This is a genomic window from Sorangium sp. So ce204, assembly GCF_051526795.1.
Lineage (GTDB): Bacteria > Myxococcota_A > Polyangia > Polyangiales > Polyangiaceae > Sorangium > Sorangium cellulosum_B.
This window is the reverse complement of record NZ_CP150317.1, coordinates 7,410,411-7,435,803: the sequence shown is the minus strand read 5'-3', so window position 1 is coordinate 7,435,803 and position 25,393 is coordinate 7,410,411. Positions and strand designations below refer to the sequence as shown.

The window sequence follows — 25,393 nt, the reverse complement described above, 5'->3', positions numbered from 1 at the left end:
CGACCCACGGCCGGCCGCTCGCAGACCGAGCGCGGCGCGGCGGTTCTGGTAGGCTCCGCGCGGTGCGGCGCGCGCTCGCTCTCGTCGAACTCCGTCCGTTCGGGCCGGCGCGCCGCCTGCTCGCTGCGTCGCTCGCGCTCGCCGTGTCGGCGTGCGGCGGAGAGCGCGCCGAGCTCCTGCGCCCTAGCCCGCCGCCTCCGCCGGCCTCCTCGCCCGCGCCCGACGCGCCGCGGAACCCGCCGCCTCCGCGCGACGCGCCCGGGCCGGACCCGGAGGCGTTGCGCCTGTTCCTGAGCCGCGCGGCGGAGCAGCGGCCCGCGGCGAGCGCGCCGGTGCCGCGCGTGACGGCGCTCGCGCTCGCCAACACCGCGCGCGGGGAGGCGAGGGGCATGGAGCCGCTCGGCGACGTCGCGTCGCTCGCCATCGAGGAAGGGGAGAGCGCCGCGATCCCCGTGCGCGTCCCGCGCGGTGTTGACGAGTGCGCGGTGTTCATCGCGCAGGGCGGGCTCGGCGTGATCGAGGTCGACCTCTTCGTCACGAGGGGCGCGCCGCCCGCGCTCGAGATCGTCGCCCAGGACGCGGATCGCGGGCCTGTCGCGGTGATCGGCGGCCGGGGAGCGTGTTTCTCGGCGCCCGGCGCCGCGCCGCTCGCCGTGGAGCTCCACGCGCAGGTGCGGCGCGGCGCGGGCGTCGTGCTCGTCCAGGGCTTCCGCGGCGCGCGCCCGGCCCCGCCGCCCGGCGCCGCGCCGCCCGGCGCGACCCCGCCTGACACGGCGCCGCCGAGCGCCGCGCCTCGCGCGCCGCCCCGGTAGCGCGGCGACCGCGCAGGGAGCGGGCGGCCGCGCGCTCCTCGCGCCGCGATCCTCATTTCGCGCAACTCGTCCCGGGCGTCGGTCGACACGCCGCGTATGGCGTCGATCGAGATCCAGCCCGCAGATCCCTCCTACCCCGCGCAGCTCTGGGCCCTCGTGACGGAGACCGAGGCCGCGCCGCCGACGCTCTACCTCCGCGGCGCGCTCCCGGCGTGCCCGGGCGTCGCGATCGTCGGGACGCGCGCCGCGAGCGACGAGGCGCTCCGGTTCACCCGCGCGCTCGCCGCGGCGCTCGGCGAGGCGGGCTTCTCGATCTGGTCGGGCGGCGCGCGCGGCGTCGACGCGGCCGCGCACGAGGGCGCGCTCGACGCGCGCGCGCCGACGGTCGTCGTCGGCGGCGGCGGCCACGCGCGCCCGTACCCGCGCGAGCACGCGGCGCTGTTCGCGCGCGTCCTCGCCGCGGGCGGCGCGCTGCTCGCGCGCGTCCCCGACGACACGCCGCCGCTGCCGGCGCTGTTCCTCCAGCGCAACGCGGTCCTCGCCGCGCTCACGCTCGCGACCGTCGTGGTCGAGGCGGGGGTCGAGAGCGGCGCCCGCTCCGCCGCCGCCGCGGCCCGCCGCCTCGGCCGCCACCTCTGCGTCGTCCCCCACGCCCCGTGGAGCCCGCGCGGCGTGGGCTGCGCGCTGGAGCTCGTCTCCGGCGCGCGCCCCATCACGCGCGCGGCCGACGTCATCGAGGTCCTCGGCGGGCAGGCGCCGCCGCCCCGCGCCCGACGCCGCGCGCGGCGCTCGGCGCGCAACAGGTCGCCCGGCGGGGGCACGCTGCCGCTCCCGGAGGCCGCCTTCGGGGCGCGGACGGGCGTTTTGCCCGAGGAAAATGGGCCACCTCCGTCGATGAGCGCGGCCGAGCGCGCCGTCCTCGACGCCCTGGACGCCCGGCCGGCGCACGTGGATGAGGTCTGCGAGAGGACGGGGCTTCCGCCCAGACGCGCCGTGGAGGCACTCTTGACGTTGACGCTCCAGGCCGTAGTAGTAGAGGGGCCCGCCGGGTTGTTTCGGCGGGCTCTTCGTTGAAGGGGCGCGCCGGCTCACCCTGCCCAGTGCGGTTTCCGGGTGGCCGCCTCCTCGCGGGGGGGCCTCCCTCGCACCGAAGGGCGCCCTTCAATCCTCACAAGCCCGATCTCGTTGCTCAGAAGGTGGTGATGGCCAAGACGCTCGTCATCGTGGAGTCGCCGGCGAAGGCGAAGACCATCAAGAAATATCTCGGCAACGGGTACGAGGTGTTCGCCTCGAAGGGGCACGTCAAGGACCTGCCCAAGAAGCAGAACGCCGTCGACGTGCAGAACGATTTTGCCGAGACCTACGAGGTCATCGAGGGCAAGGAGAAGGTCCTGGAGGAGCTGAAGTCCGCCGCGAAGAAGGCGGACGAGGTGCTCCTGGCGACCGACCCCGATCGCGAAGGGGAGGCGATCGCGTTCCACATCTCGGAGGAGATCAAGAACCCGAAGCTGAAGGTGGCGCGGGTCGAGTTCCACGAGATCACGAAGAAGGGGGTCGACCACGGCGTCCACAACCCCCGCAAGCTCGACGAGAACCTGTACGACGCGCAGCGGGCGCGGCGCGTGCTCGATCGCATCGTCGGCTACGACGTGTCGGCGCTCGTCTGGTCGAAGCTCGCGTTCGGCCTGTCGGCGGGGCGGGTGCAGTCGGTCGCGCTGCGGCTCATCGTGGACCGCGAGCGCGAGGTCGAGGCGTTCGTCCCGGAGGAGTACTGGAACATCGCGGTCGGCCTCGGCGCGGCGAGCCCGCCGCAGCGCGCCCCGTTCGTGGCGAAGCTCGCCTCCGCCGACGGCAAGAAGCTCGAGGTGACGAACGGCGAGGTCGCCGGGAAGGTGCGCGCCGATCTCGAGACCGCGCGCTACAAGGTGGCGAAGGTCGTGCGGCGCGAGCAGAAGCGCAACCCGCCCGCGCCGTACACCACCTCGAAGCTCCAGCAGGACGCGACGAACTACCTGCACTTCGGCGCCAAGCGGACGATGCAGATCGCCCAGGCGCTCTACGAGGGCATCGACCTCAAGCGCGACGGCGGCCCGGTCGGCCTCATCACGTACATGCGTACCGACTCGACGCGCGTCAGCGACGACGCGATCGCCGAGGTGCGCGGCGTGGTCGCGAAGCGGTACGGCAAGGAGTTCGTCCCCGAGCGCCCGAACGTCTACAAGTCGAAGAAGAACGCGCAGGACGCGCACGAGGCGATCCGGCCGACGAGCGTCGAGATCCACCCGGACTCGATCAAGAAGCACCTCAAGGACGAGCAGTACAAGCTGTACAAGCTCATCTGGAACCGCTTCGTCGCCTCGCAGATGACCCCGGCGGTGTACGACCGCACGACGCTCGAGATCGACGTCGCGCCGACGGTCGCGGCGCCCGCGTACCGGAGCTACCTCGCCCGGGCGACAGGGCGGATCCTCAAGTTCGCCGGCTGGCTGCAGGTGACCGAGGGCCAGCAGGAGTTCGCCGGCGAGGAGGAGAGCGCAGGCGCCGCCGCGGAGGGCGGCGCCGCCGCGCCGGCGCCCGAGGCGACCGCCGCCGAGGCGGAGCGCGCGGCGCCGGGGCCCTCGGCCGAGGAGGACTCGGAGGCGCTCCTGCCCGACATGAAGGAGGGCGAGGCGCTCTCCGTGTCGCCCCCGGGGGTCATCACCGACCAGAAGTTCACGCAGCCGCCGCCCCGCTACAACGAGGGCTCGCTCGTGCGCGAGCTGGAGAAGCGCGGCATCGGCCGCCCGTCGACGTACGCCGAGATCATCAGCAAGGTGCAGCAGCGCGCGTACGTCGAGAAGCGGGACGGCGGCGCGTTCCAGCCGACGCTCCTCGGGAAGTTCGTGGTCGACGGCCTCGTCCGGTCGAACCTCGACATCATGGATCCGAACTTCACGGCGCAGATGGAGGAGGAGCTCGACGCGGTCGGCGCCGGCAGCCTGAAGCGCGAGCAGCTGCTCAAGAGCTTCTACAAGAAGTTCAGGGAGCAGCTCGACAAGTCGAAGAAGCTCGCGCCGTGGAAGCCCGAGGCCGAGAAGACCGACATCGTCTGCGACGAGTGCGGGTCGATGATGCTCAAGAAGTGGGGCAAGAACGGCTGGTTCTTGAGCTGCGAGCGCTACCCGAAGTGCAAGGCGACGCGCGACCTGTCCGACGCGCGGGGGACCGCCGCCGTCCGTGAGACCGACATCTCGTGCGACAAGTGCGGGAAGCCGATGATCATCAAGACGGGCCGCTTCGGCGACTTCCTGTCGTGCACCGGGTACCCGGCCTGCAAGAACACGCGCCCGGTCCCGCTCGGCGTCGCGTGCCCGAGCTGCGGCGGCGATCTCATCGAGATCCGGCCGCGCAAGAAGGGCGGGCGCACCTTCTACGGCTGCTCCAACTGGAACGCCGAGCAGAAGTGCGAGTTCAAGCTCTGGCAGAAGCCGGTGCCGGTCCCGTGCCCGCAGTGCGGCGCGAAGTTCGTCACGCGCACCGCCGGCAAGAAGGCGATGCTCGTCTGCGCGACGAAGGACTGCGGCTTCAAGCAGGAGATCGTCGAGGGGGAAGGGGAGGACGGCGCCGCCGACGGCACCGCCACCCCGGACGCCGCGGCGGTCGTCGCGAGCGCCGCCCCGGCGCCGGCCGCCCGGCCCGCGCCGGCGGAGCCCACGCCAGCCGGCCGGCCCGAGGCCGCGCCAGAGGGCGCTGGTGCGGCCCAGGGGGCCGCCGAAAAGCCGGCGCGGGCCGTGCGCGCCCGCCGCACGGCGAGCTAAGAAGCCCGCGAGACCCCCACCCTGGTGAGCTGTATGAACGGAGCGGAGAGCCCGCACGACGTCGTCGTCGTCGGGGGCGGCCTGGCCGGTTGCGAGGCGGCGTACCAGCTCGCGCAGCGCGGGCTGCGCGTGCGCCTCGTCGAGATGAAACCTCACCGGCGCACGCCTGCGCAGACGAGCGATCGGCTGGCCGAGCTCGTGTGCTCGAACTCGCTGCGCGGCGCCGCGCTGAGCAACGCGGTGGGGCTCCTCAAGGAAGAGCTCCGGCGCGTGGGCTCGCTCGCCTTGCGGTGCGCCGACGAGACCTCGGTGCCGGCCGGCGGCGCGCTGGCGGTCGACCGCGAGCGGTTCGCCGAGGCGATGACGCGGGCGATCGAAGCCCACCCCCGGATCACCGTCGAGCACCGGGAGGTGACGGAGATCCCCGCCGAGCGGCCCGTGATCCTCGCGACGGGGCCGCTCACCTCCGACGCCCTCGCGGCGAGCCTCGCCGCGGCCGTCGGCGCCGAGCACCTCGCCTACTACGACGCGATCGCGCCGATCGTCAGCGCCGACTCGATCGACTGGTCGCGCGTGTGGAAGCAGTCGCGCTACGGCAAGGGGGGCGCCGTCCGCGGCGACCGGGGCGCGCAGCGGGAGCAAACCGCGCCGCCGGACCGGGCCGCGCAGCGGGAGCAAACCGCGCCGCCGGAGGACGCGGCCGAGCGCCGCGACGACGCCGAGGCCGGCGACGAGGCGTACGTGAACTGCCCCTTCGACGAGGCGCAGTACAAGGCGTTCGTCCAGGCCCTCGTCGCGTCGGAGAAGGTGGAGGCCCGCGCCTTCGAGGAGGTGCGCTACTTCGAGGGGTGCCTGCCCTGCGAGGTGATGGCGGCGCGCGGCGAGCAGACGCTCTCGTTCGGGCCGATGAAGCCGGTGGGGCTCACCGATCCGCGCACCGGCCGGCGCCCCTACGCGGTGCTCCAGCTGCGCCCGGAGGACGAGGCGGCGACGGCGTACAACCTGGTCGGGTTCCAGACGCGCATGAAGTACGCAGAGCAGCTGCGGGTGTTCCGGATGGTGCCCGGCCTCGAGGAGGCCGAGTTCCTCCGCATGGGCTCCGTGCACCGCAACACCTTCGTCGACGCGCCGGCGCTCCTCGGCCCCGCGATGGAGCTCCGCGCGCTGCCGGGCGTGCACCTGGCCGGCCAGATCGCGGGCGTCGAGGGCTACGTGGAGAGCGCCGCGGCGGGGTTCGTGTGCGCCGTCCTCCTCGCGCAGCAGCTGCGGAACGAGCCGCTCCGGCCGCCGCCGCCCACGACGGCGCTCGGCGGCATCCTCACGCACCTCGGCCGGAAGCAGCCCACGTATCAGCCGTCCAACATCACCTGGGCGCACATCGCGCCGCTCGATCCAGCGCACGGCAAGCTGCGCAAGCGCGCCCGCTACGAGGTGATGGCCGAGCGCGCCCTCCGCGACCTCGACGCGTGGTGGGCCGCGGGCTGACGGCGGCTCGCGGCGCTCCCGCATGGCGCGCGGCGCGCCAATCGTGCCCGGGCTGCCCGCCGCGCGCGGGCTTGGATAGCCTGGCGGTGGTGCGCCGCGCGCCGCCCGCGCGCCTCGAGAGCCCGCCCGCGCGGACCCGCGCCCATGGAGGTAGCCGATGAAACTTCGCTTGTTCGCGCTCCTTGCGCTCGCCGTTCCTTCCGCGACGCTCCTGTCATCACCGCGCGAGGCGCTCGCCTGCGGCGGGTGCTTCGCCCCGCCCACCGAGACGACGGTCGTCAACGCGCACCGGATGGTGCTCTCCGTGTCGCCCGTCCAGTCGGTGCTCTGGGATCAGATCCAGTACTCCGGCGATCCGAGCGCGTTCGGGTGGGTGCTCCCGGTGAAGCGCGGAGCGATCCTCGAGGAAGGCTCGGACGCCTGGTTCGAGACGCTCGAGGCGGCCACGTCGGTGCGCATCACCGCGCCGAGCTCCACCTGCGCCCGCAGCGGCGGGGGCTGCGGCTCGACCCTCGGCTCCGCGGACGCGGCGGGGGAGGCGTTCGGCGGCGGCGATCACGTCACCGTGCTCCACCGCGGCACCGTCGGTCCGTACGACACCGTGACGCTCGCGACCGACACGCCTGGCGTGCTGAACGCGTGGTTCGACAGGAACGGCTTCAACGTGGACGAGTCGACGCAGCCGATCATCGACGCCTATGTCGACGAGGGCTTCGACTTCATCGCCATCAGGCTCCAGCCGGGCAAGGACGTGAAGGAGATGACGCCGGTGCGGGTCGTCACGCCGGGGGCGAACGCCGCGCTCCCGCTCCGGATGGTCGCCGCCGGGACGGGCGCGAACGTCGCGATCACCCTCTTCACCATCAGCGAGGCGCGGCTCGCCCCCGAGGGGTTCGCGGCCGCGGCCGTCCCCATCGACCTCCTCGCGTGGGACTTCGCCTCGCAGGAGTCGAACTACGGCGTGCTCCGCGAGAAGGCGATCGCGGCGGCCGACGGCGGCCGCGCGTTCCTCACCTCCTACGCGCAGCAGGGGTCGCTGTTCTCGCCCGTCTCGAGCCCCGGGGCGCCGTTCGGCGTGCGCTACACGACGAGCGGCTCGACCACCCCGGTCGACACGATCGCCGCCGCGTTCGCCCAGCAGGGGCTCGCCAACGGCGAGACCGGCGAGGTCCAGGACGCCGCGTGCGCCGTGCGCTTCGCCGAGATCGCGACAGAGAGCCGCGCCGTGGCGAACCCGTGCCCGGCCGGCGTCCCGCTGTCGGATCCGAGCTGCGGGGAGGTCGCCGCAGGCCAGATCGACGCGCGCGAGCTCGCGTGCGGGGCGCTCGACGACCTCGCGATCGCGATGGTCGGCCTGCACCCGAAGGACGTCTGGCTGACGCGTCTCGAGGCGAACCTGCCGCGCGCCGCGCTCGACACGGACCTCGTCCTGAGCCCCGCGCCGCAGGAGCGGGTCGACAACTGGCTGCGCGCCCGCGTCAGCGTCCACGCCGACGTGCTCTGCGGCGGGGCGACCCCGGTCCTCGACGGCGATCGCCCCTCGCGGACCCGCGGGCAGGGCACGCTCGTCGGCATGACGCTCGGCGCCCTCGCCCTCGCGGCGGCGATCGCCCGGCGCGGCGCGCGCCGCCTCGCCTCCCGCCCGGCCTGACCGGCGTCTCTCGGCGTCGCGTTCGCGCCGTTCTTCGACGTCGAGCGGCTGCGCGACCTGCAGCGTGAGCAGGGCGGCGCCGGATCGAGGCGCTGAGGAGCGAGGCAGCGCCGGCGTTCGCCGGGCGCGGCGTGCCTGGGTCCTCACCGGCCGTTCATGGCCGCGTCGATGGCGCGGAGAAACATGCTGTCAGGGAAGGCCGCGCGGAATCGCTCGGCTCGCGCGTCGGCGTCGGCGCGCAGCCCGGCCTCGATGAGGGCCTGGATGGCCAGCGCCTCGCGCTGCTCGGCTCTCGGGCTGCGCGGATGGTTCCGTGCGTGCAGGGCCAGCACGTCGAGCGCTCCTGTCGCGTTCCCTTCGCTGAGCGCAAGGACGGCGCTGCTGAGCAAGGCGCTCTCCTCGGTCGCGTCGTGCTCGCCGGGCGGGGCGGCCTTGCGAGAGGGGGCGCGTGACGGCGCCGCGGCCGCCACGTCCACGGCCCCCGGGGGCCCGGCGTCCATGACGGCGTCGGCCACGACGAGCCCGCCCGCGGCGCGCTCGCCGACGGCGTCGGCCACGACGAGCCCGCCCGTGGCGCGCCCGCCGCGCCCTGCGCCGGTGCGCTCGGCTCGGTCGGACGCGGCGCCTTCGTCCTCGGCGCTGACGGACACCACCTCGGCGCTGACGGACACCGCTGGCGCCGCGGCAGGCGGCGCGAACGCGGCATAGACCACGACGGCGCCCGTCCCGGCTCCCCCGAGGAACAGCGCCACGCCTGCCTTGATGAGCCTGGATCGCGCGATCGTGACGACCGGCGGCGTGCGCTTCTCGCCGGTGGCGCCGGCGGCCTCCACCGCGTTTCCGGGACGGCGCTGGTGCGACGAGATAGCGCCTGTATCGGGCTGTGTTGCAGGGCTGTCGGAGATGCCGTCCGTGCCGCGGGCCAGCCCTCCGGTCGAGGCGAGCGACCGCTGAAGCCGCGCCCACAGCGGTCCGGCGAGCTCCTGCGAAACGCCGATCCGGACCCTGCCTGCGTCGAGCAGCATGGGCCTGTCGGCCAGGGTGAACGGCACCAGGGCGAAGCGCAGGCCGCGAAGGCCGAGCGCGTCCGGGTCCCGCGCGGAGAGCCGTTTGACCGCGGCCGTGAACTCGTTGCGGGCGCGCCTCAGCCGATCCCATGCCGTGTTCACGGAAATCTGGAGTGCCTGGGCGATGTCGTGCATGTCGCAGCCATCGAGGTCGTAGAGCACGAACACCGCACGTCGTTCCTTCTCGATGTGCTGGATGAGCTCGCGGACGATGCGCTGGGTCTCGGCCTGCGCAACCCGGCGCTCCGCGTCGAGCCCGGGGTCCGCGAGCTCGACGGGCTCGGCGCCGTCGAACTCGAGCAGCTCCCGCTGGTTCCGCGCGAGCTCCCGGTGGCGGAGGGCGACGTGCGCGCTGATGCCCGCGACCCACGATTTGAGCGACCGGCGAGGCACATGGTCCTCGAGGCGCCGGTGAACGACGAGAAACACCTCGTGAGCGACATCGTGGAGATCCCGAGACGCGACGCCGAGCCGCCAGAGCACCGCGAGGACGTACGGGAACAAGGTCTGGTAGACCTCCTCGAACGAGGGCTTCGGGGACGACCCGATGGCGGGCGCAGAATCACGACCGGGTGCGGTGGCGGGCTCCGGCGCGGGCGCGAGCGCCGCCTCTGGAGCGGGTGCAGGTGCCGCCGCCGGGGCGGGCGGAGGGGCGAGGGCGGGCGCAGGAGGGGACGCGGGGCGTGGTCGGGGTTCTTTCATGGATAGGTAGTCCGGCGAGGCGGCCCGGCTCGTTGCGAAATCGTACAAGGGCTCGACGCGACCGGCCGAGCGGGCCCGAGCGTGGACCGAGAGGAGGCCTCGCCCCGGCGCCGGTGTCACCGAGCGGCGCCCGCACTGAAACCGCAGCCTCGATGAGGCGAGCCTTTCGGCCAGCGCCCTCCTGGCACGACGCAGCCGGCTTGCGGCGGAGTTGGGGTTCATGCGGCGCTTTCGTGCCCAGGCCACGAGGCTGAGGCGCCCGGCCGCCGCGAGGAGGATATCGCGATGGCCCCTGGGCAGCGCGGCGACCTCGCGGAGCGCGGCGCGGGCGAGGAGCGCTCCTTGGATCTCGACGTGCGCCTGGCCGGCGGGCGCGAGGGGCGCGCCGAGCAGGATCTCGCAACGAACATGGGCCCTTTCCCGGTAATGGGACACCTGGTGCCAGACGACGCCGTGCAACCAGGCGCGCAGCGCGTGGCGCGGGTGCCGCAGCGGGTCCGGGCGGTACCTGCGCGCTCGGATGGCTTTCCAGGCGCCGAGGAGCACCGTCTGGAGGAGATCGTCTCGATCGCGGGCGGGAACGTGGAGGGCGCGGAGCAGGAGGGCGACGAACGGCCGCTCGGCCCAGAGGACCTCGATCGAGGGTGAGGCTACCGGGTGGAGCACCGCTTTCGGCGCGCTGCGTGCGCGACGGCGCGTCCGGGCTCCCGGCGCATCGGTGGACGGGCGGCGGGCTTCCCGCCGGGGAGGGATCGGCAATGGGGTCTTCATCGGAGCGGAGTCCGGGACTGCCCCGCTTCTCGTTGCACAATCGACGGGCCAGCGTACCCGGGAGTGCCAGAGCGCGCGTTCTGGGGGCAGGCGGGGGACGGGTGCACGACGAGGACAGGTCGACCCCTCGCGAAGGGGCGATGTGCGCTGTCGGCTGGCGAAAAAATGAGAAAAATATCTCGCTCTACATAATGCGATCGAACGTGGGTGGTCTGCCCGGGGTTGGTCTGGCGGCGCCCTTGGGTTCCCTGGTAACGTGGCCGCACTTACGGCGGCGCGCCGTCAGCGGCGCCGCAGATCATGAGGAGCGGCGATGGCGACGCGGGCGCGACGTTGGCAGCGTGAGATCGTGGCGGTTTGTTGTGCGAGCGCGCTCGGGCTCGGTGTCGCGTCCAGCGGGTGCGGGACGCCGACGACGTACTTCTGCCCCTGGGATGAGGATGAAGGACCCAAGGGAACGCCTTGTGAAGCGACGGAGCCCCCCGATGCCGGCGGAGCTGGCGGGTGTGGCGGCGGTGGCGGCGATGGCGGCGATGCCTGCGCGGCCGAGGACGACACGGACGCCGCCATCGCGTCCGATTTCGGCGATCTGATCCCGTCAGTAGAGGTCTGCGCAGGGCAGTGCGTACCGAAGGAGCCGCTCGGGTGGTCCGAGCCGGCGCTGCTCTGGATCGGCTCTCCTGATGCCGTGCCGAGCTGCCCTGCGACCGCTCCGAGCGTCGGCTACGAGGGCTACGCGGATTTCGCGGCTCCAGTCCCGCACCAGTGCCCCGCCTGCGCGTGCGACCCGCCGGAGGCGACATGCGAGGTGCCGGCGGAATGGAGCGCCTACGCCAGCTTCCCTTGCGGCGGCCCCGAGGCTCCCGCGATCTCATTCGCTGCCCCGGAGGGGTGGGACGGGACCTGCACCTCAGCGAATGCCGTCGAGGCCGGACGGACCTGCGATGGCGCCCCGTGCGTGCAGTCGCTCGCGATCCAGGCGCCTCGCGTCGTCTCCGCAGGTTGCGCACCGAGGGTCGCCGAGGTGCCAGAGAGCCCCGACGAGTTCGCGACGACGGGGAGCTTCGCGATCGTCGCCCGGGCGTGCACCGGAAACGCGTCCCCCCCGTGCGCGGATCCGGGCATGACCTGCACGCCGGCACCGCCGAGCGGTGACGCCGCGCCGCCGGAGGGGTTTCTCACGTGCATCCACCACGAGGGAGAGCAGGACTGCCCCGCCACGTACCCGGACCGATACGTTTTCTATGCCGGCGTCGAGGACACCCGCGGCTGCGCTCCTTGCGGCTGCACGGAGCCCACCGGAGCGACCTGCAGCGTCCTGGCCTCCGCGTTCAGCGACGAAGGGTGCTCGCAGCTCGTTGCGGCCCAGGTGATCACGGCCGCCGCCCCCGACTGCGGGACGGTCGCGACCGGCACGGCGCTCGGAAGCAAGTCGGTGAGCGTCGTCAGCCTTGACCCCGGACGATGCGAAGCGTTCGGCGGCGAGCCGGTCGGCAGCATCGCGCCGACCGCGGCGGCGACGTTCTGCTGTCATCGCACCAGCGCTGTACCGGCCTGAGTCGACGGCTCGTTCCGCATGGGACGCGGCAGCAACCTCTCACGGAGGTGGCAGGCCGCGAAGGACGCGCCTGCGACCCCAGCGCGCCGCACGCGCTCGCAACCCCCGCATGGAAATCGCTCCCGCGCGCGCGTCCGATGCTTCGCGAAACCGCACGAAGGTTTAGAAGAAAGCGATCAGACGGAGCGCCACGGCCTCCGAGATGGGCGCGGCGGACCACCCTTCGCCATCGATTGGCCGAAAGTGCGGCCGAAGCATGTTGACCAAGAGGTCTCCGCTGAGCTGCCCGGCGAGGCGAGCCGAAAGCGGCGCCTCCAGCCCCACACGAAACCCGAGCGCTGCGTAGGGCACTGCGCGCTCTCTGGCGGTGCTTTCCCTGACGTGCCACACCCCGCCTGCCGTGGCGAGGGCGCAGCCGAAGAACCAGTCCGCGTGGCCGCAGGGAACCAGCGAGCCGCCCAGCCCCGACACCTCAATGATCCTCCCGTGGTAGGGCTCAGTGTCGATCGGAAGATCCCCGCGGGCCTCCAGCGAGAGCGAGAACCTCTCCCAGCGGAGACCGGCGACCCCCGAGAACCCGACCGCCACGGAGGGCGCCACGCCGGCGCCGAGCAGGACCCCGGCGCCCACCTGAAGGCGAGGGCGCTCCGGCGGCGGCCCCGGGCGCGGAGCGAGTCGGGCTGGCGCAGCGACGGGGCGGGGCGGCTCCGAGGCCGGCGCCTCGGGCGGCGCGTCCGGTGGGGTGGGTCGAGCGGCCTCCCCCGGCGCCGGCGGAGGCGACGCTGCGTGGGGCGGCGCGCTCGGCGAGACGGATGGAGCGGCCTCCCCCGGCGCCGTCGGGGTCGGCGGCCCTGAGGGCGGCGTGGGAGCGCCCCCCGGTGCAGGCCGTGGTGGCAGGAACGGGCGCATGAAGATGCTGAGGGAGAGGCCGATGTGCTGCACGAGCACGCCGCAGACCGGGTTCGAGAGCTCCTGGCGGCCGAGCTCCCGGCCATCGCGGTCATGGAGCACGATCTCTCCCTGGAACACCGTCCCCTTGCGCTGGACGACGACCTCGATGTGCCGCGCACCGTCGTGAACGAACGGGTCGACCCCGGCGAGCTGGCTGGCGACGATCGCCCGGAGGCTCGGCTCCTCGAGGCACCCCTCGGCGCCAGGCCCCCGCGTGTAGGACAGCCGCGCGCCGCGCTGCGCGCCCTGCGCGAGCGCCGCGGGCGCCGCCAGGAAGAGCGAGGCGGCGAGCGACAGCACGGCGCGATTCATCCTCCGGATCCGGTTGCGGGCGAGCGCGAGGCGGACATGAGCGGAGCTCCCTCCTCTGTACTATTTACGATGTCCGGCAAGGTCCTCCGGATCGTTGCGAAATCGTGCGCCGGAGCCGAAGAAAGAACGAGCCGGCGAGGCGCCGTCCGTGCGCCGATTCGGCCGGAGGCCCCGGCCGCCGCGCCGGGCTGAGAGCCTCCGCGGCGCCGGGCGCCCGCGCCGCTCACCCCCTCGGACAGCAGCCGCCCGCGCCTCCCGCCCGGCCTGACCGCCGCTCACACGCCTTCGTCCCGCGTCCTGGCCGGGGAGACGGGCAGGCCGTGGCCCTGCTCCGGGACGATGGTGAGAGCGCCGTCCGCCTCCAGGATGGCCCATCGCACCTGGGAGAAGCGCTCCAGCCCGCTCTTGTGCATCTCGGACAGGATCTCCTCCGGCTGGATCCGCTCGCGATTGCACGCCTCCTCCAGGATACGGCCCTTCGCGACCAGCACCGTGGGCGAGCCGTCGATGACCTCGGACGCCTTCGGGAAGAGGTGCGTCAGGAGGGACGTCAGGAACACGAGCACGAGGACGGTGGACACGCCCGCGAGCGCGTTCGCGAGCGACGCCTCGCGCACGAGGGCCTGAGAGACGATCTCGGGGATCAGCATGAGCGTGACGAGCTCGAACGGCGACATCGAGCTGAGCTCGCGCTTGCCGAGCACGCGGAACGCGGCGGCGAGGAACACATAAACGAAGGCGACGCGGGCGACGGTCTCCATGGTGATCTCACGGGAAGATGAACGTGCGGAGCGGCACGTGGACGCCGCGCTCCTCACCGCACGACAGGGTCGCGTTGCCCGAGGCGAGCCAGCTGCGCTCGCCGCGGAGCTCGACGTCGATCCGGCGGCGCTCGCCGGGCGCGAGGTCGCCCAGCGCGAAGCGCCCGAACGCCGCCTCCAGAGGCGTTGTGTGGTGCTCCTCGAAGCTGTCCAGGTACGCCTCGTCGATCGTGAGGGCGGCCGCCCGGCAGGGTTCGTCTGCCGTGTTCTCCACGTCGAACGTGACCCGCTCCATGTCGCGGAAGCGCATCCGCTCGGGGTAGGCGACGCGCAGCGTGAGCCCCTGCGCCGTCGCCTCGCGCGTCCCCCGCGCGTGCATGAACAAGGCGCTCGCGGCCACGCAGGCGAGCGCGAGCGCGCCGATCGCGTGCAGAGGATCCAGGGCGAGCCGGCGCCGCAGGGGCGGCGCGGACGGCGGTGTGGGCTCGGGCTCGGACGGCGCCCGGCGTGACCTGGTGCGCGTCCGGGCGGGCCGAGGAGCGGAGAGCTCGCGGGCGGCGGGGATCATCGCGCCCACGCCGTTCAAGACTGGTGCCGCGGCCCGCTCGCGCCCGCGCGGCCCGCTCGCGCCCGCGCGGCCCGCTCGCGAGGCGGCCGCTGCGCCGGAGAGGCCGCTTGCCCCGCAGGCGCCGCGGACGGCGCCGTGGGCGTGGCGCTTTGCCACGTGGTGAGCCTCCTGTTGCTGACTTCCCCGCGCGATCGCGCCCTGGCAATGTGGCACACGGGCTGCTTGAGCCACGGCGGTGAGGGCGCGCGGGCCCCTGTGGCAATCGAGCTGCAGCCGCCCGGCGTTCGGGACTCGACATGACCTGCTCGGCGCCGACGTTTCCTGGCTCCAGGGCGGACTCCAGCACCGGTCGCGCTGGGGCAGGGGGCGCTCTCCACACGACGCGCCTCCTCCCCGGGATGAAATGGGTGCTCGAGTCGCTCCTCGACGACATCGCGCTCGCCCGGGAGCGGATATGGATCTCCACGTACATCTACCGCAACGATCTCATGGGTCGTCGCTTCGCCGACGCCTTCGCGAGCGCCGCGCGGCGCGGCGTGGATGTCCGGCTCCTGTACGACGCGCTCGGCAGCCACACGACGCCGGCGGCGTTCTTCGAGGACATGCGGGCTCGCGGCATCCGCGCCCGCGCCTACAGGCCGCTGGGCGCCGTGCTCCGCGGGGGCGCCCTGTTCCCGCGGGAGCACTCGCGCATCGTGGTGATCGACGGCGCCGGGTACGTCGGCGGCGCCGCGTGGGCCGACGAGTGGCTGCCGCGCGACGAGGGCGGCGACGGATGGCACGAGGTCTGTAGCCGGGTGATGGGGCCCTGCGTGACCGACATGGCGCGGGCGTTCGAGTGCCGCTGGATGCTCGCCGACGAGCTCGCGGGGCGCTCCTTCGATTACTGGACGGGCGGCGTCTACGGCGACGTGGAGTTCATCACCGACGCGCCCGCGCCGCCCGCGGTCATCTACGCGCGCCACCTCGCGCGGGTGCGCGCGGCGAGGCGGCGGGTGTGGATCGAGAACGCGTACTTCTGCCCTCCGCGCGGGCTCGAGCGCGAGCTCATCGACGCCGCGCGCCGCGGGATCGACGTGAAGATCATCGTGCCGCGCGACTCCGACCTCCCGGCCATCCGCCACGCGAGCCTCGCGCGGTACACCTCATGGCTGGAGAACGGGCTCCAGATCCACGAGTTCCTCCCGTCGATGCTCCACGCGAAGTTCGCGGTGATCGACGACGACTGGGCGACGGTGGGGACCTTCAACGCGAACCCGACGAGCCTGAGGTGGGTGAGCGAGGCGAACCTCATCGTCAAGCAGCCCGCCTTCGTGAGGGACGCGGCCCGCCTGTTCGAACAGGACCTCGGGCGGAGCGAGGCTGTACGCCTCGACAACCTGCCCAGGCAGGGCCTCTTCGCGCAGGCGCGCAACGCGCTGTGGAGCTTCGGCCTCGACCTGGTGGAGCCTCGCTATGCGGGCGCGGGCGCGCTCCACGAGGCCGAGCGCGAGGGCGGGTTTCTGCGGGCGCTCGGCGTCTAGAGCGCCCATCTCATCGATCCACCGAGAGATGAACCGCCAAGCGCGCCAAGGACGCCAAGAAGAGGATAAAAATCCTGGCATCCTTGGCGTCCTTGGCAGTTCGAAACTCTGCCCTGTTCAGGCGGTTTCAACCGGTGTCCGAGGCGCTACGGCGCCGCTGGAGCGCTCGAAGAGCCCTCCGCTGCGCCGGCGTCCGCCGCCGGCGGCCCCTCCTCGGTGGTCGCCGGATGGTGGACGCCCGGCTCCTTCTCGGCCGTCCCGGCGTCATCGTAGACCTCCACGGGGCTCGTCGGCGCCTCGGCGGCCGGCGCCGGCGGGCAGGCCGCTTCCCCGCCTTCCCGGCCTTCGCCAGCCGGACAGTCGGCGCTCCCTGGCGCCTGCGCCGAGCCGGCGGCGACCGGCTGCGCAGTCGAGGCCGGCGCCTCCGCGCCCGCGCTGGGCCCGGGCGACCCGGGCGGCGCGCTCGCCGCCGGCGCCGGCGGCTTCCCTGTCGCGGCTGGCGTGCTCGCCGCCGGCGCCGCGATCGCGGCCCGCGTGGCGGCCGCGGCCGGCGCCTGAGGCGCGGGGGCCGCGGCCTTCAGCGCGCGCGCCGGGCGCGGCGTCGTGGGCCCGGCCGGCGGCGCCGCGGCCGCGCTCCCGTGCGCCACGCCGGCCGGAGGGGAGCTCACCTCGAGCGCTGGCTGCGCCGGAGACGGCGCCGCGGCCACCCTCGCCACGGGCTGGACCGGCAGCGCCGGCGTCGACCCGCCCGCGCGACCGGCCTTGCCCAGCGCGACGCTCCACACCGCCGCTCCCGCCAGGGCCACGAGCCCGGCCGCCGCGACGCCGCGGAGCGGAAAGCGCTCCCGCCACGACGACCGCGGCGACGGAGGCGCCGCCCCCGGCAGATTCACCATCGCGGTCGCCTCGGACCACGCGCGCTCCCCGCTCTCCTCGATCCCCTTGCGCTCCGCCGCCCCCGGCGCGCCGTGACCCGCCGCCGCCCCCGGCGCGCCGTGACCCGCCGCGGCCGTCGCGGGCAACGGCAGCTCCAGGGAGTCGTCCGCGCGGCGCGAGTGCAGCGTCGGCGCGGAGCTCACCGCATCCAGCCGCGGCGACGGCGACGGGATCTGGCTGGACCGCTCGTCCAGCCATTGCGCGCGGAGCGACGCGCCGCACACGTCCTCCGAGACTCCCCTCGAGACAAGCCACGTCGCGAGCGCGCTGCCCAGCTCGCGCATGCTCCCCCAGCGATCCGCCGGATCCTTGCGCAGCCCGCGCTCGATGATCGACCACAGCGCCGGATCCGAGCCGCACCGCTCGACGAGCGAGCGCACCGGATCCTGGATGATCGCGCGCAGCGTCCCGAACCCGTTCTCCCCGGCATACGGCGTCTCACCCGCGATCACCTCGTACAGCATCGTGCAGAGCGCCCAGACGTCCGCGCGATGATCGATGTGGCCTTGCCCGAGCGCCTGCTCCGGCGGCATGTACTGCGGAGTCCCGATCACGGCCGCGCCCGTCGATCCGGACTCGGGCTCGGTCCACGTCACCTTCGCGATCCCGAAATCGACGACCTTGGGCCTTATCCGCCCGTCGCCCTGATTCGCGAGCATCACGTTGTCCGGCTTGAGATCCCGGTGGACGACGCCCCGCTCGTGGGCCGCGTGCATCGCGCTCGCGACCGGCAGCACGATCGCGACCGCCACCTCGGGGGCGAGCCGGCGCTCGCGGCAGAGCACGTCCCGGAGGGCCTCGCCCTCCAGGAGCTCCATCACGATGTACGGGGTGCCGCCCGCGGTCTTGCCGAGATCGAAGACACGCACGATCCCGGGGTGGCTGAGCTTCGCCGCGGCCCGCGCCTCGCGCAGCAGGCGCTCGGCGATCGCGGGAGAGCGCATCTCCGGCCGCAGCACCTTGATGGCCACATTGGCCTCGAGCGCCGTGTTCGCGGCGACCCAGACAGACCCCATCGCGCCCTCTCCCGCTTTGCGCAGGAGCTGGTATTTCTCGCCCACCACCGTGCCCACCTCGAAGCATTCCCCTGAGGTGTGCTCGAACGCCTGGGTCATGTTGCTCGACATGCGCTCTCCTGCCGTCTGCTCCGGCCATCCGCCGCTCGCCACGCGCCGAGTCTGGAGCATCGCGTGTGCCAGGCGAACCGCTCGGGGAGCTCCTGAAACCCTGCACGGGCGCGTCAGCGGCAGCGCGCCTCAGCGAGGCAAGTTGCCACGTGCCTCCCGCCTTCCCCGCGACCGCTCAGATGAAGCTGTCGTAAGGACGCCGCTGCGAGCTGTCGCTCCGGACGTCCTCGGCGCCGGCATACTCGAGGATCAATTCCAGGATCTCTGCGTCTCGCTCGGAGGAAGCATTTACGCCCACGAGGATCGCGCCTTGTCGTAGGCCGCTGTCGTAGATGCTCGCCCGGTGCTCGGGAATGCCGGCGCTGACGAGCGCGTCGACGAGCCCGCCGGCCGCGCCGCCCGCGCATGCTCCGGCGAGCGCGGCCCCGATGGGCCCCGCCGCCACGAGCCCCAGGCCAGGGAACACCACGCCCGTGCCGAGCACCACGAGCGCGGTCGAGGCCGCCCCCGCCGCCCCGCCGAGGCCCGCCGCCGCGCCCGCGGCTCCGTCCACGGCGCGATGGTCGCGCCCCGCGCTCATGACAAGGCTGATGGCGTCACGCGTGTATCCGCAGCTCATCACGCGCTCAACCGACCTCTCGGCGTCCGACCACGTCCTGACAAGACCGGTCACCAGCTTTGGCCTCACCTACAGCTCCTTTCCCGATCAACGTCCTCGCGCGCGCGCCCTGCCTGTATTCTGGAAACCCACATCGCCACAGAAGGCGACAGCAGGCGGCATGCCAAATGAAAATGCGGAAAATGCTCGGTACTCTGCGCAGTCGATCACCCGTGGGCCGCGCAAGAGCTTGCGCAGGTGCGCCACACTGAGGCGTCGTTGCAGCGCGGACGAAACTGCCGGACGTGCTCGGGGGCGATCGCGGGGCGTTGTGTGGAGAGTGGCGGTGACGGGAGATGGAGCGAGCTCAGCGATGCAGCCAGATGCGGAGCTGCGCCAGCAGCTGCTCCGTGTCGACAGGCTTCGAGGTGTAGTCGGTCGCGCCCGCCTCCAGGCACTTCTCCCGATCGCCTTTCATCGCCCTCGCCGTGACGGCGATGATCGGCAGCGTCTGGAATGCCGGCTGTTTGCGGATTGCGCGGATCGTGTCGTATCCGTCCATCTCCGGCATCATGATGTCCATGAGCACGACGTCGATCCCGCTCGTGCTCCCCAGGAGCTCGATGGCGGCCTTCCCCGTCTCGGCGGTGAGGGGGGTCATCCCGTAGCTCTCGAGGACGGTCTTCAGCGCATAGATGTTGCGGAAATCGTCGTCGACGATCAGCGCACACTTGCCGGCGAGCGCGGCGGTCGACTCGTGGAGCTGCTCCACGATGAGCCGCGCCGGCTCCGGCAGATCCGAGAGCCGGCGGTGCAGCGCGAGCGTAATCTCGTCGAGCAGGCGCTCTCTCGACTGGACATGCTTCACGGGCAGCTTCTGCGCCAGCCGGGAGAGCTGCGCCTCGTCCTCCCCGGCGACGCCGGCCGGCGCGTACACGATGGCCGTGAGATCCGCGAAGCGCCCCGCGCGATCGAGGCGCTCGATGAGCTCGAGGCCGGGCATGTCCGGCAGGCGCAGGTCGATCACGATCGCGTCGAACGCCTCGCGATCGAGCGCGTCGAGCGCCTCCTCGGCCGTCGCCGCGCTGGCGACCGTGACCGCCTCGTCCCCGAGCAGCTCGGTCACCGGGGCGAAGGAGGCCTCGTCCGGCGCGACGACGAGCAGCCGGCGCCGCGGCGAGCCGATCAGCCCGGCGAGCCGCGCGAACGCCTCGTCGAGCGCCGTCCTGCTGCTGAGCGGCTTGTTGAGCAGGCCCACCGCGCCCATCCGCCGCGCGCGGCTCCGCTCCTCCTCCGTCTCTGTCGTGATCACCTGGACCGGGATGTGCCGCGCCGAGAGATCCCGCTTCAGGCAGTCGAGCACGCGCCACCCGTCGACGTCGGGCATGTTGATGTCCAGCGTGATCGCCGCGGGCTGGATCTCTCGCACCAGCGCGAGCGCTGTCGCGCTGCGGAGCGCGACGACCGCCTTGAAGCCGTGCTCCCGCGCGACATCCACGAGGAAGCGGGCGAACACGGTGTCGTTCTCCACGATCAGGATCGCGCGGTCGCCGGGGCGGACGCTCTCGCTGTCGTCGATGATCTGGACGTCCGCGCTCGCGGACGTGCGATCCGACGGCCGGCTGCTGTGGACGGCATCCTCGATGGACGGCGGCGCGTCGAGGACGTGAGTCGGCTGCCGCCGCGCCGCCCGCACGGGCCGGAAGGTGCGCGGCAGGTAGAGCGTGAACGTGCTGCCGCGGCCGGGCGCGCTGACCAGCGTGAGATCGCCGCCGAGCATCCCCGCGATCTCCCGGCTGATCGCGAGCCCGAGCCCGGTGCCGCCGTACTTGCGGCTGGTGCTCCCGTCCGCCTGCTGGAACGCCTCGAAGACGATCTGCTGCTTGTCCGGCGCGATCCCGATCCCCGTGTCATGGACGGAGAGGGCTATCACCACATCGGCCCGGCTGAGCACTTCGTTCTCACGGCTCCAGCCGCCGCGGGCCACTGTCACCTCCAGGACCACCTTGCCGCGCTCGGTGAACTTGAAGGCGTTGGAGAGCAGGTTCTTGATCACCTGCTGGAGCCGCTTCGCGTCGGTGAACATCGACGCCGGCAGCGTCGACGAGAAGGAGAGCTCGAAATCGAGCTTCTTCGCCTCGGCGACGTGCCGGAACGTGCGGCGAACGTAGTCCGAGAGGTCCGTGAAGCTGATCTCTCCGACGTCGACGACGACGGTGCCCGACTCGATCTTCGTGAGATCGAGGATGTCGTTGATGAGCCCCAGCAGATCGGTGCCTGACGCGTGGATCGTCTTCGCGTACTCGACCTGCCTCGCGGTGAGGTTCTGGTCGTTGTTCCTGGAGAGCTGGTCCGACAGGATGAGGAGGCTGTTCAGCGGGGTCCTGAGCTCATGGGACATGTTGGCCATGAACTCCGACTTGTACTTGGACGTGAGGGCGAGCTGGCGCGCCTTCTCCTCCAGGGCCTGGCGGGCCTGCTCGACCTCGTGGTTCTTCCGCTCGACCTCCACGTTCTGCTCCGCCAGGAGGCGCGCCTTCTCGCCGAGCGCGGCGTTCGTCTCCTGGAGCTCCTCCTGCTGGCTCTGGAGCTCGCGCGCCAGCGACTGGGACTGCTTGAGCAGGTCCTCGGTGCGCATGTTGGCCTCGATCGTGTTGAGCACGATGCCGATCGACTCGGTGAGCTGATCGAGGAACGCCTGGTGGGTCGGGCTGAAGCGCTCGAGCGACGCGAGCTCGATGACGGCCTTCACCTGCCCCTCGAAGAGCACCGGCATCACGATGATGTTGACCGGGGGCGCGTCGCCGAGGCCGCTCGTGATCGTGATGTAATCGGGGGGCGCGTTGACGAGGAGGATCTTCTCCTTCTCGAGGGCGCACTGCCCGACGAGCCCCTCGCCCAGCTTGAACTGGTTGTCGACGTGCTTGCGCTCCTTGAACGCGTAGCTCGCGAGCAGCTTCAGGACGGGCTCCTCGCCGGAGGCATCCATGATGTAAAAGACGCCCTGCTGCGCCGTCACGACGGTGGCGAGCTCGGACAGGATCCTCCGGCCGACGGTGAGCAGATCCTTCTGCCCCTGGAGCATGCGCGAGAACTTGGCGAGGTTGCTCTTGAGCCAGTCCGTCTCGCTGTTCTTCAGCGTCGTGTCCTTGAGGTTCCGGATCATCTCGTTGATGTTGTCCTTCAGCGCGGCGACCTCGCCCTGCGCCTCGACCTTGATGGACCGGGTGAGATCGCCCTTGGTCACGGCGGTGGCGACCTCGGCGATCGCGCGCACCTGCGTGGTGAGGTTCGCCGCGAGCTGGTTCACGTTGTCGGTGAGGTCCTTCCACGTGCCGGCCGCGCCGGGCACGCTCGCCTGCCCGCCGAGCTTGCCCTCGACGCCGACCTCGCGCGCCACCGTCGTCACCTGATCCGCGAACGTCGCGAGCGTCTCGATCATGCCGTTGATCGTGTCCGCGAGCGCGGCGATCTCCCCCTTGGCGTCGACGACCAGCTTGCGCTTGAGATCGCCGTTGGCGACCGCGGTCACGACCTTGGCGATGCCGCGCACCTGGTTCGTCAGGTTGCCGGCCATCGAGTTCACGTTGTCGGTGAGGTCCTTCCAGGTGCCGGCGACGCCGCGGACGTCGGCCTGCCCGCCGAGCTTTCCCTCGGTGCCGACCTCGCGGGCGACGCGGGTGACCTCGGAGGCGAAGGAGCGGAGCTGATCGACCATCGTGTTGATTGTGTTCTTGAGCTCCAGGATCTCTCCCTTCACGTCGACCGTGATCTTCTCGGAGAGATCGCCGTTGGCGACGGCGGTCGTGACGGCGGCGATGTTGCGCACCTGGGAGGTGAGGTTGCCTGCCATCGAGTTCACGGAGTCGGTGAGGTCCTTCCAGGTGCCAGCGACGCCGCGGACGTCGGCCTGCCCGCCGAGCTTTCCCTCGGTGCCGACCTCGCGGGCGACGCGGGTGACCTCGGAGGCGAAGGAGTTGAGCTGGTCGACCATCGTGTTGATGGTGTTCTTGAGCTCCAGGATCTCGCCCTTCACGTCGACGGTGATCTTCTTCGAGAGATCGCCCTTGGCGACGGCGGTCGTGACGGTCGCGATGTTGCGCACCTGGGCCGTGAGGTTCGACGCCATCGAGTTGACGGAGTCGGTGAGGTCCTTCCAGGTGCCAGCGACGCCGCGGACGTCGGCCTGCCCGCCGAGCTTTCCCTCGGTGCCGACCTCGCGGGCGACGCGGGTGACCTCGGAGGCGAAGGAGTTGAGCTGATCGACCATCGTGTTGATGGTGTTCTTGAGCTCAAGGATCTCGCCCTTGACGTCGACGGTGATCTTCTTCGAGAGATCGCCGTTGGCGACGGCGGTCGTGACGGCGGCGATGTTGCGCACCTGGGAGGTGAGGTTGCCTGCCATCGAGTTGACGGAGTCGGTGAGGTCCTTCCAGGTGCCGGCGACGCCGCGGACGTCGGCCTGCCCGCCGAGCTTTCCCTCGGTGCCGACCTCGCGGGCGACGCGGGTGACCTCGGAGGCGAAGGAGCGGAGCTGATCGACCATCGTGTTGATGGTGTCCTTGAGCTCCAGGATCTCGCCCTTGACGTCGACGGTGATCTTCTTCGAGAGATCGCCCGTGGCGACGGCGGTCGTGACGGCGGCGATGTTGCGCACCTGGGAGGTGAGGTTGCCTGCCATCGAGTTGACGGAGTCGGTGAGGTCCTTCCAGCTGCCGGCGACGCCGCGGACGTCGGCCTGCCCGCCGAGCTTGCCCTCGGTGCCGACCTCGCGGGCCACGCGGATGACCTCGGAGGCGAAGGAGCCGAGCTGCTCGACCATCGTGTTGACGGTCTTGGCGGTCCGGAGGAACTCGCCGTCGAGCGGCCTGCCGTCCACCTCGAGGGCCATCGTCTGCGAGAGATCGCCCTTGGCCACGGCGCCGATGACGCGCGCCGTCTCGGCGGTGGGGTGGACGAGATCGCCGATCAGCGCGTTGATGCACGCGATCTCGTCGGCCCACGCGCCGCTCACCTCGCCGATGAAGGCGCGCTGGGAGAGCTTGCCCTCCTTGCCCACCGCGCGGCTCAGGCGGGCGAGCTCCTTCGCGAGCTTCTCGTTGCGCTCGACGACATCGTTGAACGTATCGGCGATCTTCCCGTCGAGCCCGAGCCAGTGGACGGGCAGCCGCACCGAGAAATCGCCCTTCTTCAGGCCCGTCAGCGACATCAGCAGCGTCCGACGGTCGAGCTCGTCGCTCTCGAGCGGCGCGGCGGCGCGGGGGCGCTCGGCCGGGCGGGCCTTCCTCGCGCGCGCGGCGCCGTCCTGCAGCCCATCCCCGGACGCGGCCTTCTTGCTCTTGCCATTGGCGGCTCTCGCCTTGCGGGCCGCCTTGTCGAGGTCGCTTCGCTGCTCCATGCCGCTGTTCTCCTGGTCCCGCCTGTTGACAGGACCGATCGGTCAGTAAGTCGGTCAGTAAGAAAAATGAGCGCGCGCCCCGGGCGCGGAGGGGCCCAGGGGCGCTCTGGGCCGTCGGAGCCGGTGCCCCGGCGTGATCCCAGGGCGCCGCGCGAGAGGACGGCAGGAGGACAGGCCCTCTCGCCTGGATGGCGGACTCATCCGTAGAGGCTGCGATGGGGCTCTCTGCAGCCGAGGAGCGGGGCCCTCGCTGAAAGGCCGCGAGGCGGCCGTCGGGGCCCCCTCGGGTTCAGGCTTCATGGCACGTCGGCCATGCGCTTCTGCTCCCACCGCGCAGCAGCATGGGCTCGTATTACTAGCAGGCGCTCGGCCGGGCAAGCTTCGCGCCACGCGCAGCACGCAGCGCGCGCGCACGGCGCGCAAGGCGCGCGCGCCCGCGGCGCGCGGTCGGCAGAGCGCGCGCGTGAAGCCGCGGCGGGACACCGGCGGAAGCGGCCCCCCGCGCCGGCGGGGCGGCCCTCCGAGCCGGCGCCTCAGGCCACGTCGGACTTGGGCGTGCGGCGCCTCGTCGGGAGATCGCTCGGCTTGTTGCGCGGCGTGATGATGCTGTAACGCCCTGCCTCTCCCACCCTCTCATGGACGCCCGACTCCATGGCATCTCTCGCGGTCCTGAGCGGCGGCAGCCATCGCGACACGTTCGCGAGGCACGAGGTGCGCTCGGGAAAGGGAGAGTGACGGGGGGGCGGCCTCTCCGTCGCTCCGCGGAGCGGCCGCTCCGACGCCGCGTCGTGCGCCCGCTCTTCGGCGGCTTCAACCGGCCGCTCCGGTGGCCCGTCAACCGGCCGTTCCGCGGCGGTGTCGTACGGCCGTTCCGCGGCGGCGTCGCACGGACGCTCCGGGGTCGCGCTGTGCGTCCGCTCCGGGGGGGACCCGTGCGGCGGCGCGAACGGGGCGGCGCTCTGCGCTGGGAGCGTGCCGGAGGACGCGCGCCGCTTCGCGGTGGTCGCGGCGATCCGGTGCCGGAGATCCTCGACGTGCCTCGCGAGCCGCTCGGTCTCCTGCGTGAGCCGCGTGAAATCCTCCTCGGTGAGCCGAGTGAAATCATCGACCTGGCTTCTGCGCTCTGACATAAACGATCCCTTTGCCGCGTCTCTTCAGCCGATCTCGACGCGCCGTCGGCTCTGCTGCACCTCCCGTTGCGTTTGCACACCGCATGCCGCGCCGCTCGGGTCGGTCGCACGCACCCGGCGCGGGTCGAGCGACGCTGGCGCGGATCGCCGCAATGGGGCGCGCCGGCCTTCATCCGTCCTCGCGAGCTCTCGTCGTCGAGCGGCGGAGATAGGGCTGGACGCGCGGGGGAGGGGGCCGCGGCACGC

General features: G+C 72.4%; 16 protein-coding genes. 8 read left to right on the top strand and 8 right to left on the bottom strand.

The window, feature by feature from the left end; genetic code table 11:
• Nucleotides 1–62: 62 nt before the first annotated feature.
• From WMF22_RS27735 to WMF22_RS27715, 5 genes are all read left to right on the top strand, one after another.
• Nucleotides 63–812 (top strand): hypothetical protein, encoded by a 750-nt coding sequence (locus tag WMF22_RS27735; protein WP_438031720.1) that lies wholly within the window; start codon nucleotides 63–65, stop codon nucleotides 810–812.
• 96 nt (nucleotides 813–908) lie between these two features.
• Entirely contained in the window at nucleotides 909–1,886 is a 978-nt protein-coding gene (locus WMF22_RS27730; protein ID WP_438031719.1) for a DNA-processing protein DprA, read from the top strand.
• 128 nt (nucleotides 1,887–2,014) lie between these two features.
• Nucleotides 2,015–4,609: a type I DNA topoisomerase gene (gene topA / locus WMF22_RS27725; RefSeq protein ID WP_437293006.1), complete on the top strand. Its 2,595-nt coding sequence runs from the start codon at nucleotides 2,015–2,017 to the stop codon at nucleotides 4,607–4,609.
• Between the two features lie 33 nt (nucleotides 4,610–4,642).
• Complete coding sequence (trmFO, locus tag WMF22_RS27720; protein ID WP_438031718.1) at nucleotides 4,643–6,094, top strand: methylenetetrahydrofolate--tRNA-(uracil(54)-C(5))-methyltransferase (FADH(2)-oxidizing) TrmFO; 1,452 nt, start codon at nucleotides 4,643–4,645, stop codon at nucleotides 6,092–6,094.
• Between the two features lie 157 nt (nucleotides 6,095–6,251).
• Nucleotides 6,252–7,745 carry a DUF2330 domain-containing protein gene (locus tag WMF22_RS27715; RefSeq protein WP_438031717.1) on the top strand — a complete coding sequence of 498 codons (1,494 nt, stop codon included), beginning with the start codon at nucleotides 6,252–6,254 and terminating at the stop codon, nucleotides 7,743–7,745.
• 143 nt (nucleotides 7,746–7,888) lie between these two features.
• On the opposite strand, the gene WMF22_RS27710 is transcribed toward WMF22_RS27715, so the two are convergent.
• Nucleotides 7,889–9,514, bottom strand: a complete 1,626-nt coding sequence (locus WMF22_RS27710) for an RNA polymerase sigma factor (protein ID WP_438031716.1) — start codon at nucleotides 9,512–9,514, stop codon at nucleotides 7,889–7,891.
• 285 nt (nucleotides 9,515–9,799) lie between these two features.
• Here WMF22_RS27710 and WMF22_RS27705 point away from each other — a divergent pair, with 285 nt between their 5' ends.
• Both WMF22_RS27705 and WMF22_RS27700 read left to right on the top strand, forming a co-directional pair.
• The gene (locus WMF22_RS27705) at nucleotides 9,800–10,162 is read left to right on the top strand and encodes a hypothetical protein (RefSeq protein ID WP_438031715.1); all 363 of its coding nucleotides are present in this window, start codon (nucleotides 9,800–9,802) and stop codon (nucleotides 10,160–10,162) included.
• 472 nt (nucleotides 10,163–10,634) lie between these two features.
• Nucleotides 10,635–11,843 (top strand): hypothetical protein, encoded by a 1,209-nt coding sequence (locus WMF22_RS27700; protein ID WP_438031714.1) that lies wholly within the window; start codon nucleotides 10,635–10,637, stop codon nucleotides 11,841–11,843.
• 162 nt (nucleotides 11,844–12,005) lie between these two features.
• Here WMF22_RS27700 and WMF22_RS27695 read toward each other — a convergent pair whose 3' ends face one another.
• From WMF22_RS27695 to WMF22_RS27685, 3 genes are all read right to left on the bottom strand, one after another.
• Nucleotides 12,006–13,106: a hypothetical protein gene (locus WMF22_RS27695; RefSeq protein ID WP_438031713.1), complete on the bottom strand. Its 1,101-nt coding sequence runs from the start codon at nucleotides 13,104–13,106 to the stop codon at nucleotides 12,006–12,008.
• A 275-nt stretch (nucleotides 13,107–13,381) separates the two neighbouring features.
• On the bottom strand, nucleotides 13,382–13,867 hold the full coding sequence (locus WMF22_RS27690; protein WP_437293000.1) for a DUF421 domain-containing protein: 486 nt from the start codon (nucleotides 13,865–13,867) through the stop codon (nucleotides 13,382–13,384).
• Between the two features lie 7 nt (nucleotides 13,868–13,874).
• Nucleotides 13,875–14,591 (bottom strand): hypothetical protein, encoded by a 717-nt coding sequence (locus tag WMF22_RS27685; protein WP_438031712.1) that lies wholly within the window; start codon nucleotides 14,589–14,591, stop codon nucleotides 13,875–13,877.
• Between the two features lie 242 nt (nucleotides 14,592–14,833).
• Here WMF22_RS27685 and WMF22_RS27680 point away from each other — a divergent pair, with 242 nt between their 5' ends.
• Nucleotides 14,834–15,958 (top strand): phospholipase D-like domain-containing protein, encoded by a 1,125-nt coding sequence (locus tag WMF22_RS27680; protein ID WP_437292998.1) that lies wholly within the window; start codon nucleotides 14,834–14,836, stop codon nucleotides 15,956–15,958.
• A gap of 146 nt (nucleotides 15,959–16,104) precedes the next feature.
• Here WMF22_RS27680 and WMF22_RS27675 read toward each other — a convergent pair whose 3' ends face one another.
• The 4 genes from WMF22_RS27675 to WMF22_RS27660 form a co-directional block, all read right to left on the bottom strand.
• On the bottom strand, nucleotides 16,105–18,021 hold the full coding sequence (locus WMF22_RS27675) for a serine/threonine-protein kinase (protein ID WP_438031711.1): 1,917 nt from the start codon (nucleotides 18,019–18,021) through the stop codon (nucleotides 16,105–16,107).
• 175 nt (nucleotides 18,022–18,196) lie between these two features.
• The gene (locus WMF22_RS27670) at nucleotides 18,197–18,709 is read right to left on the bottom strand and encodes a hypothetical protein (RefSeq protein ID WP_438031710.1); all 513 of its coding nucleotides are present in this window, start codon (nucleotides 18,707–18,709) and stop codon (nucleotides 18,197–18,199) included.
• A 277-nt stretch (nucleotides 18,710–18,986) separates the two neighbouring features.
• Nucleotides 18,987–24,017 carry a HAMP domain-containing protein gene (locus tag WMF22_RS27665; protein ID WP_438031709.1) on the bottom strand — a complete coding sequence of 1,677 codons (5,031 nt, stop codon included), beginning with the start codon at nucleotides 24,015–24,017 and terminating at the stop codon, nucleotides 18,987–18,989.
• A gap of 533 nt (nucleotides 24,018–24,550) precedes the next feature.
• Nucleotides 24,551–25,147, bottom strand: a complete 597-nt coding sequence (locus tag WMF22_RS27660; protein ID WP_437292995.1) for a hypothetical protein — start codon at nucleotides 25,145–25,147, stop codon at nucleotides 24,551–24,553.
• Nucleotides 25,148–25,393: the final 246 nt, after the last annotated feature.

Coding starts and splice junctions, on each gene's coding strand:
- WMF22_RS27730 (WP_438031719.1), top strand. CDS start 909: ATGGCGTCGATCGAGATCCAGCCCGCAGATCCCTCCTACCCCGCGCAG.
- topA (WP_437293006.1), top strand. CDS start 2,015: ATGGCCAAGACGCTCGTCATCGTGGAGTCGCCGGCGAAGGCGAAGACC.
- trmFO (WP_438031718.1), top strand. CDS start 4,643: ATGAACGGAGCGGAGAGCCCGCACGACGTCGTCGTCGTCGGGGGCGGC.
- WMF22_RS27715 (WP_438031717.1), top strand. CDS start 6,252: ATGAAACTTCGCTTGTTCGCGCTCCTTGCGCTCGCCGTTCCTTCCGCG.
- WMF22_RS27710 (WP_438031716.1), bottom strand. CDS start 9,514: ATGAAAGAACCCCGACCACGCCCCGCGTCCCCTCCTGCGCCCGCCCTC.
- WMF22_RS27705 (WP_438031715.1), top strand. CDS start 9,800: ATGGCCCCTGGGCAGCGCGGCGACCTCGCGGAGCGCGGCGCGGGCGAG.
- WMF22_RS27695 (WP_438031713.1), bottom strand. CDS start 13,106: ATGAATCGCGCCGTGCTGTCGCTCGCCGCCTCGCTCTTCCTGGCGGCG.
- WMF22_RS27690 (WP_437293000.1), bottom strand. CDS start 13,867: ATGGAGACCGTCGCCCGCGTCGCCTTCGTTTATGTGTTCCTCGCCGCC.
- WMF22_RS27680 (WP_437292998.1), top strand. CDS start 14,834: ATGAAATGGGTGCTCGAGTCGCTCCTCGACGACATCGCGCTCGCCCGG.
- WMF22_RS27675 (WP_438031711.1), bottom strand. CDS start 18,021: ATGTCGAGCAACATGACCCAGGCGTTCGAGCACACCTCAGGGGAATGC.
- WMF22_RS27665 (WP_438031709.1), bottom strand. CDS start 24,017: ATGGAGCAGCGAAGCGACCTCGACAAGGCGGCCCGCAAGGCGAGAGCC.
- WMF22_RS27660 (WP_437292995.1), bottom strand. CDS start 25,147: ATGTCAGAGCGCAGAAGCCAGGTCGATGATTTCACTCGGCTCACCGAG.